General features: G+C 66.6%; 8 protein-coding genes. All 8 read left to right on the forward strand.

Going from position 1 to position 14,797, the window contains the following annotated elements; all coding sequences use genetic code 11:
• The first annotated feature begins 6 nt into the window (after positions 1–6).
• A complete protein-coding gene (locus ACLBWL_RS10615; protein ID WP_447792801.1) occupies positions 7–1,557 on the forward strand; it encodes a tryptophan halogenase family protein in 1,551 nt (516 codons plus the stop codon).
• Positions 1,554–3,083 (forward strand): tryptophan halogenase family protein, encoded by a 1,530-nt coding sequence (locus tag ACLBWL_RS10620; protein ID WP_447792803.1) that lies wholly within the window; start codon positions 1,554–1,556, stop codon positions 3,081–3,083. The genes ACLBWL_RS10615 and ACLBWL_RS10620 overlap by 4 nt, the downstream gene beginning before the upstream one ends.
• Entirely contained in the window at positions 3,080–5,293 is a 2,214-nt protein-coding gene (locus ACLBWL_RS10625; RefSeq protein WP_447792804.1) for a WD40/YVTN/BNR-like repeat-containing protein, read from the forward strand. The genes ACLBWL_RS10620 and ACLBWL_RS10625 overlap by 4 nt, the downstream gene beginning before the upstream one ends.
• On the forward strand, positions 5,290–6,930 hold the full coding sequence (locus tag ACLBWL_RS10630; protein WP_447792806.1) for a DUF5597 domain-containing protein: 1,641 nt from the start codon (positions 5,290–5,292) through the stop codon (positions 6,928–6,930). The genes ACLBWL_RS10625 and ACLBWL_RS10630 overlap by 4 nt, the downstream gene beginning before the upstream one ends.
• Positions 6,931–6,968: 38 nt before the next feature.
• The gene (locus ACLBWL_RS10635; RefSeq protein WP_447792808.1) at positions 6,969–9,851 is read left to right on the forward strand and encodes a TIM-barrel domain-containing protein; all 2,883 of its coding nucleotides are present in this window, start codon (positions 6,969–6,971) and stop codon (positions 9,849–9,851) included.
• Between the two features lie 92 nt (positions 9,852–9,943).
• Complete coding sequence (locus ACLBWL_RS10640; RefSeq protein ID WP_447792809.1) at positions 9,944–12,325, forward strand: glycoside hydrolase family 31 protein; 2,382 nt, start codon at positions 9,944–9,946, stop codon at positions 12,323–12,325.
• Positions 12,322–13,134: an SGNH/GDSL hydrolase family protein gene (locus ACLBWL_RS10645; protein WP_447792811.1), complete on the forward strand. Its 813-nt coding sequence runs from the start codon at positions 12,322–12,324 to the stop codon at positions 13,132–13,134. Before ACLBWL_RS10640 ends, ACLBWL_RS10645 begins: the two co-directional genes overlap by 4 nt.
• Before the next feature lie 2 nt (positions 13,135–13,136).
• A complete protein-coding gene (locus ACLBWL_RS10650) occupies positions 13,137–14,771 on the forward strand; it encodes an alpha-L-fucosidase (protein WP_447793481.1) in 1,635 nt (544 codons plus the stop codon).
• Positions 14,772–14,797 lie beyond the last annotated feature (26 nt).

Consider the following 14,797-nt stretch of genomic DNA (forward strand, 5'->3'; position numbering starts at 1 on the left):
GGCGCAATGCGCAAGCGAATCCTGATCGTGGGCGGTGGGACGGCCGGTTGGCTGACCGCCGGCTACCTTGCCAAGCGTCTCGGCGCCGACCTTGCGGGCGGGGTCGCGATCACGCTCGTCGAATCGCGGGACATCGGCATTCTCGGGGTGGGCGAGGGGACGTTCCCGACCATCCGGCGAACGTTGGCGACGATCGGCATCGACGAGGCCGAACTGGTCCGGCGGTGCGGTGCGACGTTCAAGCAGGGCGCGAAATTCGTCCACTGGCGGCATGAACCCGGCCAAGGCCGCACCGATCATTACCTGCACCCCTTCCAGATCGCGGATGCGAGCGACGGCCTCGACCTGCTGCCCTATTGGTTGCTCGGCTATGGCGGTCCGGACAATTGGGACGAGGTTTCCAACCCGCAGAAGAAAGCCGCGGACCAGATGCGCGCGCCCAAATTGGTGACCAACCCGGATTATGTCGGGCCGCTCAATTACGCCTTCCATTTCGACGCGGTGGCGCTTGCCGGGCTGTTGCGCGAGCAGGCGGTGGAGAACGGCGTCCGCCACCTGACCGATACCGTTTCAGAGGTGCTGCTCGACCAGGACGGCGCCATCGGTGGCGTGCGGACCGAGCAGAACGGCGTGCTCGACGCCGATCTCTATATCGACTGCACCGGCTTCCGCGCCGAATTGATCGGCAAGGCGATGAAGATGCCGTTCCGATCCTGCCGCGATGTGCTGTTCTGCAACCGCGCGGTCACCGCGCAACGGCCCTACACACGCCCGGACGAGCCGATCGCCTCCTACACCATCTCGACCGCGCAGGAATCGGGCTGGATCTGGGACATTGGGCTCGATCGACGGCGCGGCATCGGCCATGTCTACTCATCGGACCATAGCGACGACGAAACCGCCGAACGCGTGTTGCGCGGCTATCTCGGCGCCGGCGGCGACGAAGCCGACGTGCGCCATTTCAGGTTCGATGCCGGCTATCGTGAGGTCAACTGGTACAAGAACTGCGTCGCGGTCGGGCTGTCGAGCGGGTTCTTCGAGCCGCTCGAGGCAACCGGGATCGCGTTCGCCGAGGTATCTGCGGGGATGATCGCCAACCTGTTTCCCTGGGGTGGCGACTACGAGACGTCCGCGCGCCAGTTCAACGCCAACATGCTGCGCCGCTACGAGCGCGCGCTCGATTTCATCAAGCTCCATTATTGCATCTCGGAACGCCGCGACACTGCGTTCTGGCGCGACAACGTGGCGGACGCGTCGGTGCCGAACAGCCTGCTCGAACTGCTCGACCGGTGGCGGTTCCGGCCGCCCAACGAACTGGATATCGATGGGCGGGTCGACATCTTCACCGACGCGAGCTGGCAATATGTCCTGTACGGCATGGGCTGGAAGACCGACCTGAGCGCGAAGGCTGGGGCGCTGCGATACGCCGAGGATGCGAAGCGGGCGTTTGCGGAGGTGCAGCGTCAGGCTCAATATGCGATCGCCAATCTGCCTTCGAACCGCGCGCTGGTGGACTATGCGCAGACCCACCGTTTCGGGGCGCGGGCGGCCGCATGAGGGGCACGCCGGCTGCGCGCATCACCAAAATCGTCGTCGTCGGCGGCGGGACCGCCGGGTGGATGACCGCGGCGGCACTGTCGCGAATGGTGGCGAGTGGCGTCTCGGTGACATTGGTCGAGTCCGAGGAGATCGGCACGGTCGGCGTCGGCGAGGCGACGATCCCGTCGCTGCTCGATTACAACAGGATGCTTGGGATCGACGAGGACTCGTTCGTCCGCGCGACCGGTGCGACGTTCAAGCTGGGGATCGAGTTTCGCAACTGGGGGCGGGTGGGGGATGCCTATCACCATCCGTTCGGTACGCATGGGCGCGATATCGATGGCGTCTCGTTTCACCAGCTCTGGTTGCGGCAGGCGGGCCTCGGCATGTCCGCGGACCCAGGCCCAATCGGCGACTATTGCCTGTCCGAGGTTGCGGCGCGCAAAGGACGGTTTGCACGACCGTCGAGCAACCCTGAATCGGTATTGTCGACGCTGTCCTACGCCTTTCATTTCGACGCCGCACTGTATGCCAAGTTCCTGCGCGGCATGGCGGAAGCGGCTGGTGTCACGCGCATCGAGGGGCGAGTGGCGTCGGTCGATCAGGATGCGGAGACGGGGTTCATCACCGGATTGGGCCTCGACGGCGACCGCCACGTACAGGGCGAGTTGTTCATCGACTGCACTGGCTTCCGATCGCTCCTGCTCGGCGATGCGCTTCGGGTGCCGTTCACCAGCTGGCAGCATTGGCTCCCTTGCGATCGAGCCTGGGCGGTGCCGAGCGCGCGGCAAGGCACGCTGACGCCGTACACGCGGGCGACGGCCGAGACCGCCGGCTGGCGGTGGCGAATTCCTCTCCAGCACCGGGTCGGCAACGGCCATGTCTATGCCAGCGATCATATCGATGATGACGCCGCGATGCGCGCGTTGCTGGCCGGGCTCGACGGCAAACCGCAGGCCGAACCGCGCCAGTTGCGCTTCGTCGCCGGGCGTCGCGAGCGGCTGTGGGAGAAGAACTGCGTCGCAATCGGACTATCCGGCGGGTTCCTCGAACCGCTCGAATCGACCAGCATCCATCTGATCCAGTCGGGTATCACGCGGTTAATGATGCTGTTTCCGGACACGGGGTTCGGCGCGGTCGAGATCGGTGAATATAACCGCGTGATGCTGCGCGAATATGCGCAGGTCCGCGATTTCATCATCTTGCATTACCACGCGACCGAACGCTCGGACTCGTCATTCTGGAATCATTGCCGGACGATGGCGATCCCGGACTCGCTGCAAGCCAAGCTCGATCTCTGGGCCGGGAAGGCGCGCACGTTCCGGGAACAGGGCGAGCTGTTCACGCCCGACGACTGGATCGCGGTGCTGCTGGGGCAGGGGGTTCGTCCCGTTTCGACGGACCCGCTGGTCGCGGCGCTGCCGACGGCGGAAACCGCGCGGTTCATGGATCACGTCCGCGAGATGATCGGCAAGACCGCCGACGCGATGCCGACGCACGAGCAGTTTATCGCGCAGCATTGCGCAGCGCCGATGGTGTCATGACGCGCACCTGTGCTCGGCGTCGCGGATTCGCGGCGATCCTGCTCATCGTCCTGTCGGCGCAGGGCTGGAGTCGACCGCCGGCTGCGATCCCGTATCACTGGACCAGCGTCAAGGTCGGCGCGGGCGGTTATGCGCCTAACATCGTGTTCAGCGAGGTCGAGCGCGGGCTAGCCTATCTGCGCACCGATATGGGCGGCGCATACCGGTGGGACGACGCGGCACAGGGGTGGCTGCCGTTGCAGGACGGGAACGCGACACCGAGCTATATGGGGATCGAGAGCATCGCGCCGGACCCGCGCAACGCCGATATCGTCTATATGGCCGCGGGGATGGGGGCTAGCCAGCCAGCCGCGATCCTGCGGTCGGTGGATCGTGGCCGCTCGTGGCGGACGACGCCGGTGCCGTTCGCGATGGGCGGCAACGAGGACGGCCGCGGGATGGGCGAGCGCCTCGCGGTCGATCCCAACGACACCCGGACGCTGTTTTTCGGATCGCGACATGATGGCCTCTGGCGCAGTAGCGACGCGGGCACGACCTGGGCGAAGGTTGCCAGCTTCCCGGTTGCGGGACTCGGCAAACCGGCGCCGCGGACGACGCACGGCGGCGTCTCGTTCGTCGCGATCGATGGGACGAGCGGCAGTCCTGGCAACGGATCGCGGCGGCTTTGGGCGGGGATAGCCGACCCTGGCGCTGCCAACCTTTATCGCTCGGACGATGGCGGGAGGACATGGCGTGCGGCGGAAGGCCCGAAGCTGTTTGCAGGCAAGGGCATCATTGATCGCCGCGGCGTGCTGTGGGTCGGCTATGCGAGCGGTCTCGGGCCGAGCGGCATCGGGACGGGGGCGGTGTGGCGCTACGACCCCAGTGGGCGCGGTCGCGACGTGACCCCTGCCGCGTGGCGCGCCACCGGTGCGGAGGGGGCGTTCCTCGGCGTCGCTGTGTCGCGCAGCGATCCGGGCACTGTCGTGGTCAGCACGGTCGATCGCTATCGCCACGGAGATTCGGTGTGGATAAGTCGCGACGACGGCCGCAGGTGGGACGATCTCGGCGCGCGCAGTCGCCGCGACGTCTCGGCGACGCCGTTCCTGCTGCACGAAGGCAAGGGCGCCGATTTCGGGCACTGGATTTCGGGCCTCGCGATCGACCCCTTCGATCCCGCGCGGATCGCCTACACGACGGGTGCGACGGTATACGCGACACGCGCCGCGAACCGGACCGGCACGATCGGCTGGTCGCCCTGGGTCCGCGGCATCGAGCAGACCGCGATCATCACGCTCGTCTCGCCGACCGGCGGCGCGCCGCTGATCTCGGGCTTCGGCGACCTTGCCGGGTTCGTCCACGCCGACCTCGACCGTTCGCCGCAGCCGACCTTCGTGGATCCGTATATGTCGAACACCAACGCGCTCGACTATGCCGGCTTGGCACCGAACGTGATCGTCCGAAGCGGCAGCCTGTATCTCGACCGATCGCGTGACGGCTCGCTGGGACGCTCGGAAGATGGTGGCAGGACCTGGACGATGGTCACGGTGCCGCCGATGGGTAGCCCACCCAAGCGCGAGGATTTGAACGGTGATTGGCCGATCACGGTTTCGGCGGACGGTGCGACGATCGTGGTCGCGACGCCCATCCCGCAGATGACCCGCGACCGCGGTCGCAGCTGGACGCCGGTGCGCGGCCTACCGGGCAAAACGCGCGCGGTTGCCGACAAGCGCGATCCACTGATGTTCTACGCTGTCGATGTCGAGCACGGCCGGTTGCTGGTATCGCGCGATGCCGCAGCTAGTTTTGCGCCGGTCGCCGGCCACGGCCTGCCGACACAACTTCAACCCGTAGGCCGACAGGGTCGCGAGGCGCAGAGCGCGATCGTCGCTGCGCCCGACAGCGCGGGAACGGTCTGGCTTCAGGCCGGCGATCGCCTGTTCCGCAGCCCCGACGGCGGCGGCACTTTCGTCGCAGCGAGCGGGGCGTTGCACGTCGAACTGTACGGCCTCGGCAAGAACGGTGTGTTCGCGGTCGGTACGCTCGACGGCGTGCGCGGCGTCTGGCGTTCGATCGATGACGGCCAGACCTGGTCGCGGATCGACGATGACGATCATCGCTGGGGCGGACGCTACCGCGTTATCTCAGGCGATCCGCGGCGGGAAGGCCGCGTCTATCTCGGCACGGACGGGCGCGGCCTGTTCTACGGCGATCCAAGGGGGATTCAATGATCCGGCGACTTCTAGTTCTCGCGGCGCTCGGCGCTGCGCATCCCGTCCTCGCGCAAACCGCGCCCAGTCAGGCGATGGCGGGGCAGGCCACGCCGATCCCGCACATCGAGACCCGAAATGGCCGGCATGCGCTGATCGTCGACGGTGCGCCATTCACGATGCTCGGCGGGCAGGTCAACAATTCGAGTAACTATCCGGATGCGCTCAAGACCGCGTGGCCGGTGCTCGACCGGATCGGCGCCAACACCGTCGAGGTGCCGATCGCCTGGCAGCAGGTCGAGCCGCGCGAGGGACAGTTCGATCTTTCGTTTCTCCAGGCGCTGCTCGATCAGGCGCGGGGGCATGACAAGCGGGTGGTGCTGCTGTGGTTCGGCACGTGGAAGAACACTGGTCTCGCCTATACGCCCGACTGGGTGAAGCTCGACAACCGGCGTTTCCCGCGGATGAAAACGCGCGACGGCAGCGATCACGGCGTGCTCAGCGCGCACGGCAAGGCGACGCTCGGCGCCGACCGGCGCGCGTTCGTCAAGGTCATGGAGTATCTGCGCGACCATGATCGCCAGAACACCGTGATCCTGGTCCAGCCAGAGAACGAGACGGGCAGCTATCGCAATCCGCGCGACTATTCGGCGACCGGCAACGCGTTGTTCGCGCAGACCATTCCCGCCGCGCTTGCCCGCGCGACCGGCAAGCGCGGCACCTGGGCGCAGGCGTTCGGCGCGCAGGCCGATCGCGCGTTCAACAGCTGGTACGTCGCCGCCTATGTCGATGCGATCGCGGCGGCGGGCAAGGCGGTCAAGCCGCTGCCGATGTACGTCAACGCCAGCCTGTCGGGCCCGTCGAACGTGCCCGATCCCGACGGGGTCGCGAGCGGCGGGCCGCAGCAGGACGTGCTCGACATCTGGAAGGCGGCGTCCCCGCATATCGATTTCCAGGCGCCCGACATCTACGATCGCGATGCCGGCAACGTCGTCCAGTATCTCGACAAATATGCGCGGCCCGACAACGCGCTGATGGTGCCCGAGATCGGCAACGCGCGCGAATTCCACCGCTTCATCTACCCGGCAATGGGGCGTGGGGCGATCGGCTATTCGCCGTTCGGGCTCGATGAAACCGGCTATTTCAATTATCCGCTCGGCTCGCGCGACCTCGACGACAAGACGCTCGAACCGCTGACGCTCGCCTATCGGATGTTCGGGTCGATCATGCGCGACTGGGCGCGGATCGCGTTCGAACGGCCGACCTGGGGCGTCGCCAAGCCCGCCGACGGCGCGACGGTCTCGACCCGGATGGGCGGCTGGAAGGTCAGCGCAAGCTGGGGCGAGTGGCAGTTCGGGATGAAGGACTGGACCTGGATCAAGTCCGAGCCCGCGCCCTGGGGCAACGAGCCGATCGGCGGCGTCGCGGTCGCACAGCTGTCCGCCGACGAGTTCCTGCTGGTCGGCGATCATGTCCGCGTCAACATCGACGGTGCCGACGGCAAGCCCGGCGGGATGGTGGTGCGCGTCGAGGAGGGCGGCTTCCAGGACGGGCGCTGGGTGATGTCCCGGGTGTGGAACGGCGACCAGACCGACTACGGCATCAACCTGCTCGCCACACCGCAGGTGCTGAAGGTGACGATGGGGCACTATCGCTGAGCCGATCGAACAAAAATACGACGATATCCGGGAGAGATATGATGAACATGATGATGAAGGCGCTGCTGCTGAGCAGTACGATCACGGCGGTCGGTACCGTGACCGGCGCGGCGGCGCAGCGGTTCGAGCGGACCGCCAGTGGCGTGACCGTGATCCCGGCCAGCGGTCCTGCCGCCAGCGTCGAACTCACGGTGTACGGCGACGGCATCATCCACGTCGTCTCGGTGCCGAAAGCCGGCGGTTCGGCTCCGCGCTCACCCAGCCTGATGGTGGCGCAACCGCCCGCGGCGGGTCCGTTCGAGGTCACGCAAGGGGCCGGGCAGGTGCGCATCCGGACCGCCAAGACGACCGCCGAAGTCGCGCTGGCCACCGGCGAAGTCCGTTTTCTCGATGCCGCGGGCAAGCCGCTGCTGGCCGAAGCCGGGCCGGTCCGCTTCGCCGCGACGAAGGCCGACGGCAAACCCTATGTCAGCGTATCGCAGCAGTTCAATCGCGGTACGGATGAGGCGCTTTATGGTCTCGGCCAGCATCAGAACGCGCAGATGGACTACAATGGCGAGGACGTCGAACTCGCGCAGCACAACATGGACATCGCCGTGCCGTTCGTCGTCTCGACGCGGGGGTACGGCCTGTTGTGGGATAACAATTCGATCACCCGCTTCGGCAACCCCAAGCCCTATGCGCTGGTCGGCGACGCGATGACGGTCACCAGCGGCGGCAAGCTGGGCTGGAAGGCGGAGTATTTCCTCGACGGCAAGCCTGCGGCGACGCGGCAGGAAGCGACGATCGACTATCAGTACATCAAGGACCAGGCGAAGTGGCCCGAGGCGGCCAAGGCGCGCACGGTCGCCGCGACGGGCGGCCAGAATACCGCGGGCAACGCGGTGCAGAAACAGACCGTAGTGTGGACCGGCGACGTGATGCCGACCGCGACGGGCGCGCACAAGTTCCAGCTCTACGGATCGAGCTATTTCAAGGTCTATGCGGACGGCAAGCTGGTGCTCGATCGCTGGCGTCAGAACTGGAACCCCTGGTACGCCAATTTCGAGCTGCCGATGACGACCGGCAAGCCCGTTGCGATCCGCATCGAATGGGAGCCGAACGCGGGGTATATCGCGTTCCTGCACAATGATCCGCTGCCCGACGCGGACCGTCACTCGCTGTGGTTCACGAGCGAGGTGGGGCAGGCGAAGGATTACTGGTTCATCCCAGGCGGCAGCATCGACGGTGCGATCGCGGGCTATCGACAGATCACGGGCAAGTCGGAGATGATGCCCAAATGGGCGTACGGCTTCTGGCAGTCGCGGCAGCGCTACGAAACCGCGGACGCGCTGACCAACGTCGTCGATCGCTATCGTTCGCTGAAGATCCCGCTCGACAATATCGTGCTCGATTGGCGGTACTGGAAGGATCCGGAGTGGGGCAGCCACCGGTTCGATGCGACGCGCTTTGCCGATCCCGCCAAGATGCTCGCCGACGTTCATGCCGATCACGCGAACTTCATGATCTCCGTCTGGCCGAAATTCTATCCGACCACCGACACCTACAAGGAATTGAAGGCGGCGGGGGTCGTGTACCAGGGCAATCTTCGGCAGGGGAACAAGGACTGGGTCGGTCCGGGCTATCCCAGCACGTTCTACGATCCGTATTCGCCGACCGGGCGGGGCCTGTTCTGGAAACAGATCGAGGGCCGCCTCGCGACGCTAGGTATCGATGCCTGGTGGGCGGACGCGTCCGAGCCCGACATGCATTCGAACCTGTCGATCCCCGAGCGGATCGATACGATGGGGCCGACCGCGGCGGGGCCTGCCGCCGCCTATTTCAACAGTTTTCCACTGATGAATGCGCGCGCGTTCTTCGATGGCTGGACCGCGTACAAGCCCGACGTCCGCCCGTTCCTGCTGACTCGCTCCGGGTTCGCCGGGTTGCAGCGTTATGGCGCGGCGATTTGGTCGGGTGATGTCGCCAGCCGCTGGTACGATCTGCGCGCGCAGATTTCCGCGGGCGTGAATGCGTCGATGTCGGGTATCCCCAACTGGACGCACGATATCGGCGGGTTTGCGCTCGAGGATCGGTACTCGACCAAGACGCCGACCGCCGCCGATCTGCAGGAATGGCGCGAGCTCAACCTGCGCTGGTTCCAGTTCGGTGCGTTCAGCCCGCTGTTCCGCAGCCATGGCGAATATCCATACCGCGAGATCTACGAGATCAGCCCGGAAGGGTCGCCGATGCGGACGTCGATGATCCGCTACGACGAGCTGCGCTATCGCCTGATGCCGTATATCTACACCGTCGGCGCCGATACCTACATGAAGGACGGCAGCATCATGCGCGCGCTCGCCGCCGGATTTGCGGCGGATCCGCAGGTGCGGAAAATCGACGACGAATATCTGTTCGGCGACGCATTCCTGGTCGCGCCGGTGACCGCGTACGGTTCGCGCAGCCGGTCGGTCTATTTTCCCGCCGGCACGACCTGGTATGATTTCGACACCGGTCGCGCCTATCCGGGAGGCACACGCACCACGGTCGATGCGCCGGTCGAGACGTTGCCGCTGTTCGTCCGCGCCGGCGCGATCGTGCCGACGGGGCCGGTGACGCAATATGTCGACGAGCGGCGCGACGCACCGCTGACCATGCTGGTCTACAAGGGCGGGGACGGCAGCTTCTCGCTGTACGAGGACGATGGCCGGTCGACCGGTTACAAGCAGGGTGCGTTTTCGCGGATCCCGATCCGCTATAACGATCGCACCGGTATCGTCAGCTTCGGCAAGCGCGAGGGTTCTGGGTGGGTCGGCATGCCCGCGTCGCGCAAATTGCGCGTGCGGTGGGTCGGGCAGGGCGAGCCCGGGACGGGCGACGGGTTCGATGCGGAGGTCACCTATGCGGGGCAGCCGATCGACGTGAAGAGCCGACGACGTTGAGCGGGGTGCCGAGGGCTCTGTGCAAGAGTGCAATTTCACCTATGATAGCGATACCTGTCGGCGGGATGACCGTTGAAGGAGAGGACAAACGCATGCGACCGATATCTTCCGTGGCGACTAGCGCGCTTCGTTCACGCCGCTTCGGGGGTCTGCTCTCGCTGGGGGCGCTGCTGGTCTCGACCGCGGCCTGGGCCGATCCGATCGCGACCGTCGAGCGCAACGGCAGCTTCGTCGCGGTCGAGGCGTATGCGCCGAACATCGTCCGCGTGACGATCTCGACCGATCGCGCCGAGGCCACCGCGGCGCCGGGGCCGGGACCGAACGCGAAGCCCGATGCGGCAGGCTGGGCACGGCGTAGCGACGCCGGCGCCGACGTCTTCACCTCGTCTGCGCTGGCGCTGACCGTCGAGGCGCAGCCCTGGCCCAAGGCGCCGAGCCAGATGGAGCGCTATTTCGCGCCCTCGCTGCCGCCCGTCGCGGTAACCGTCCGGGGCGCCGATGGCACTTTGCTGACCCGCATGACCGGCTGGGAAATGGCGCCGCACACCGTCAACGACGAGAAGACGTTCCGCGTCGGTGCGCAGTTCGCGGCGCCCACCGACGAGCATTATTACGGGCTCGGCCAGAACCAGGAGGGCGTGCTCGACCTGCGCGGGCGGACGATCGATTGCCGGCACAATTACGATGCGCCCGCGGGCGAGACGGTCTGCGTGCCGTTCATGGTGACCAACAAGGGCTACGGTATCGTCTGGGACAATCCGTCGCAGACCACCGTGTCGCCCGGCCTCCACGGCTCGACGCACTGGCAGTCGAACGTCGGCGAGCGCGTGTCGTTCTTCGTGATCTCGGGCAAGACCACCGACGAGCTCTACGCCGGCTATGCGCGGCTGACCGGCGCCACGCCGCTGCCGCCCAAGGCGGCGTTCGGGCTGTTGCAGAGCAAGGCGCGCTACGAGACGCAGGCCGAGTTGTTGAGCGTCGCCGAGGGCTATCGCCGCCGCGGCCTGCCGCTCGACGCGATGGTGCTCGACTGGTTCCACTGGACCCGGATGGGCCAGATGGACATCGACCATACGTATTTCCCCGACCCCAAGGGCATGAACGCCAAGCTGAAGGCGATGGGGATGCACTCGATCATCAGCGTGTGGCCGCGCTACGAGCCCGAATCGCGCTATTTCGATATGCTCGCGAACAAGGGCTGGCTGCTCCACGAGAAGGACGGCAGCGTCGTCAACGGGCTGCCGATCCGCTCGGACCGGACCGGCGGGCTGATCGATACGACCAACCCCGACGCGCGCGCCTGGTATTGGGACCGGATCCGCGACAACATCATCTCGCAGGGGTTCGACTGGATCTGGCTCGACGAGACCGAGCCCGACCTCGTTCCCGACGGCCATTATTTCTCGATCGGATCGGGCGATCGCTATCACAACGTCTTTCCGCTGCTGCACACCACCAGCGTCGCGGAAGGATCGGCGCGCGATCGCCCGACGATGCGCAACCTGATCCTCGCGCGTGCCGCCTATCTGGGCGCACAGCGCAACGGCGCGCTGTTCTGGTCGTCGGATATCCAGGCGACCTGGGAAGCGCTCAAGCGGCAGGTGCCGACCGGGCTCGATTTCACCGCGACCGGGATACCCTATTGGGGCAGCGATATCGGCGGCTGGCAATGGCCGAACGGACCCAAGGCCGAGCGCCCCGTGCTGGTCGATCCCGCCGGCGCGACCGCGATGGCGCCGGGCTATACCGACTATCCCGAGCTGTTCGTGCGCTGGTTCGGGTATAGCGTGTTCACCCCGACGCTGCGCATCCATGGCCAGCGGCCCGGCACCGCGCTGTGGGAATACGGCACCGCGGCCGAACCGCTGCTCGCCGATTTCCTGCGGCTCCGCTACACGCTGATGCCGTATATCTACGCGCTCGGCCGCAAGACCTACGAGACCAACGCGCCGATGATGCGCGCGCTGTTCATGGATTTCCCGAACGATCCCAAGGTCGCCAACATGGGCGACGAATACATGTTCGGGTCGGCCTTCCTGGTGGCGCCGGTCACCGATCAGGGCGTGACGCACCGCTCGGTCTATCTGCCTGCGGGCACGGACTGGTATGATTACTGGACCAACGCGCGACACAGCGGCGGGCAGACGATCGACGCCGCCGCGCCGATCTCGCGGATCCCGCTGTTCGTGCGGGCGGGCTCGATCATTCCGATGGGCGTCCAGGTGCCGAGCACCGCGACCGCGCAGAAGCTGTCGGAAATCCGCGTCTATCCGGGCGCGGACGGCAATTTCACGCTTTACGACGACGATGGCGTCACCAACGCCTATCGTGATGGCAAGGGCGCCGGCAAGACGGGTGGCGGTGTGAAATCCGCGCTGCACTGGGACGACCGCGCCGGGCGGCTGACTGCATCGGGGCCGCTGCCGACCGGGCAGGCGGTGGCCGGGCTGGTCAAGATCATCGGTCGGCCATGATCGGCGCGCGCGGTCTTCGCACGCTCGCGCTGTCGCTTGCGGTGGTGTCGAGCCCCGCGTTCGCGCAGGTCGACGTGCCCGGCGATCCCTATGCCAACGATCCGGTCGGGATCGTCGCCGATCCGTGTCCGTCGCATCCCAAGCCTAGCGATGGCGCCGGGTGGCAGGCGTGGAAGCTCCACATGCTGACGCGCGATTTTGGGCAGCTGTGCCGGTACCAGGCGCAGAACCGCGAGGTTCTGGCGTCGGGCAAACCGGTGCGCGTGGTGTTTATGGGGGACTCGATCACCGACAACTGGATCGGCGCGGATCGCGACCTGTTCACAAACGGGCTCGTCGATCGCGGGATCGGCGGGCAGACCACCGCGCAGATGCTGGTCCGCTTCCGACAGGACGTGATCGCGCTCAAGCCGCGTGCGGTCCACATCATGGCCGCGACCAACGACATCGCCGGCAACACCGGTGGGGCGACGATGGCGACCGTGCAGGGCAATATCGAGACGATGGCCGAACTCGCCCGCGCCCACGGCATCAAGGTCATTCTCGCGTCGGTCCCCCCCGCGGCGGCGTTTCCGTGGAGCCCCGACAAACGCCCGGTCCCGCAGGTCCGCGCGCTGAATACGTGGCTGCAAGCCTATGCGCGCCGCAACGGCTTCGTCTTCGTCGAGTATTATGCCGCACTGGCGACCAGGGATGGCGCGATGAAGCCGGGGCTCGCCAGCGACGGCGTCCATCCGACGCCTGCGGGCTATGCGGCGATGCGTCCGCTGGCGCTCGCCGCGGTCCGTACCTCGATCGGCGGGCGATGAGCATGACGCTCGACCGACGCGGCGTGCTGGCGGGGCTCGCCGCGATCGGCCCGGCGACGCACGCGCTGGCGCAAAGCCCGATGGGGCTTGCGCGGGGGCCTGTGAAGCCGACCTGGGAGTCGTTGGTCGATCACTATCGCTATCCCGACTGGTTCCGCGACGCGAAGCTCGGGCTGTGGTCGCATTGGGGGCCGCAGTCGGTGCCCGAGCAGGGCGACTGGTACGGCCGGTTCCTCTACATGCAGGGCCATCCGGCCTACGAGCATCACCTGAAGACCTATGGTCACCCGACCAAGACCGGCATGCTGGATATCCTCGACCGGTGGACCGCGGCGCGCTGGGATCCGGACGCGCTGATCGACCGGTACAAGCGCGCCGGCGCGAAGTATTTCGTGTCGCTCGCCTGCCATCACGACAATCTCGATTGCTACGACAGCCGGTATCACGCCTGGAATGCGCTGCGGGTCGGGCCGAAGCGCGACATCGTCGGCACCTGGGCGGGCGCGGCACGGCGCGCCGGACTGAAGTTCGGTGTCTCCAACCATGCCGCACATAGCTGGCACTGGTACCAGACCGCATACGGCTACGACCCCGTCGGTCCACTGAAGGGCCAACGCTACGATGCGTTCACGCGCCGCGCGAGCGACGGGCGCGGGACATGGTGGGACGGGCTCGATCCACAGCAGCTCTACACCGGCGCCCATGCGGTGCTCCCCGCCGGGATCGACACGATCGCGGCGATGAACGCGTGGCACGAGGCGCATGACGGGCAATGGGTCGAGACCGGGCCGCCGGGGCATCCGGGGTACGCCGCGAAGTGGCTTTTGCGTCAGGCAGACCTCGTCGAGAAATACCGGCCGGACTTCTGTTATTTCGACGATTACGGCTTGCCGTTCGGGCCGATCGGACTGCAGGCGGCGGCGGATTACTACAACCGCTCGATCGCCTGGCACGGCAAGATCGACGTGGTCCTGACCGCCAAGATGCTCAAGCCCAATGAGCGGTTCGGCGTCGTCCAGGATGTGGAGCGCGGCTTCACCGATCATTTGTGGGACGAGCCGTGGCAGACCGACACCTGCATCGGCGACTGGTTCTACCACGTCGCGCGATTGAACGACAAAAGCTACAAGACCGCCGAGCAGGTCATCCAGCGGCTCGCCGACATTGTATCGAAGAACGGCAATCTGCTGCTCTCGATCCCGCAACCCGGCGACGGCTCGATCGACGGCGAGGAGGAGCGCATCCTCGACGGCATGGCGGCGTGGATGGCGATCAACGACGCGGCGATCTTCGGCTCGCGGCCGTGGCGGATCTACGGCGAGGGGCCGACCAAGGTTCAGGCGGGAATGCAGAACGAGGGCAGCGCGGGCCAGTTCACGTCGCGCGATATCCGCTTCACGACCAACAAGGGCGTCCTGTACGCGCTCGTCCTCGGCAAGCCCGAAGCCAGTGTGTCGATCGCCGCGCTCGGCAGCGGTCGGTTGAAGGGAGCGATCGAGCGCGTGACCTTGCTCGGCGGCGGGACATGCGCGCACCGCCAGGATCACGCCGGGCTCCACGTCGACCTGACGCGCGGTCGCAGCCCGTTCGTGCCGGTCCTGCGGATCGACGGTCGCGGGCTGACCAGCGTGGGTTGATCGCGCGCCTGATTGCGCTACCACGA

This window comes from Sphingomonas sp. M1A8_2b (assembly GCF_053345535.1).

Coding starts and splice junctions, on each gene's coding strand:
- ACLBWL_RS10635 (WP_447792808.1), top strand. CDS start 6,969: ATGATGAACATGATGATGAAGGCGCTGCTGCTGAGCAGTACGATCACG.
- ACLBWL_RS10630 (WP_447792806.1), top strand. CDS start 5,290: ATGATCCGGCGACTTCTAGTTCTCGCGGCGCTCGGCGCTGCGCATCCC.
- ACLBWL_RS10625 (WP_447792804.1), top strand. CDS start 3,080: ATGACGCGCACCTGTGCTCGGCGTCGCGGATTCGCGGCGATCCTGCTC.
- ACLBWL_RS10640 (WP_447792809.1), top strand. CDS start 9,944: ATGCGACCGATATCTTCCGTGGCGACTAGCGCGCTTCGTTCACGCCGC.
- ACLBWL_RS10620 (WP_447792803.1), top strand. CDS start 1,554: ATGAGGGGCACGCCGGCTGCGCGCATCACCAAAATCGTCGTCGTCGGC.
- ACLBWL_RS10645 (WP_447792811.1), top strand. CDS start 12,322: ATGATCGGCGCGCGCGGTCTTCGCACGCTCGCGCTGTCGCTTGCGGTG.
- ACLBWL_RS10615 (WP_447792801.1), top strand. CDS start 7: ATGCGCAAGCGAATCCTGATCGTGGGCGGTGGGACGGCCGGTTGGCTG.
- ACLBWL_RS10650 (WP_447793481.1), top strand. CDS start 13,137: ATGACGCTCGACCGACGCGGCGTGCTGGCGGGGCTCGCCGCGATCGGC.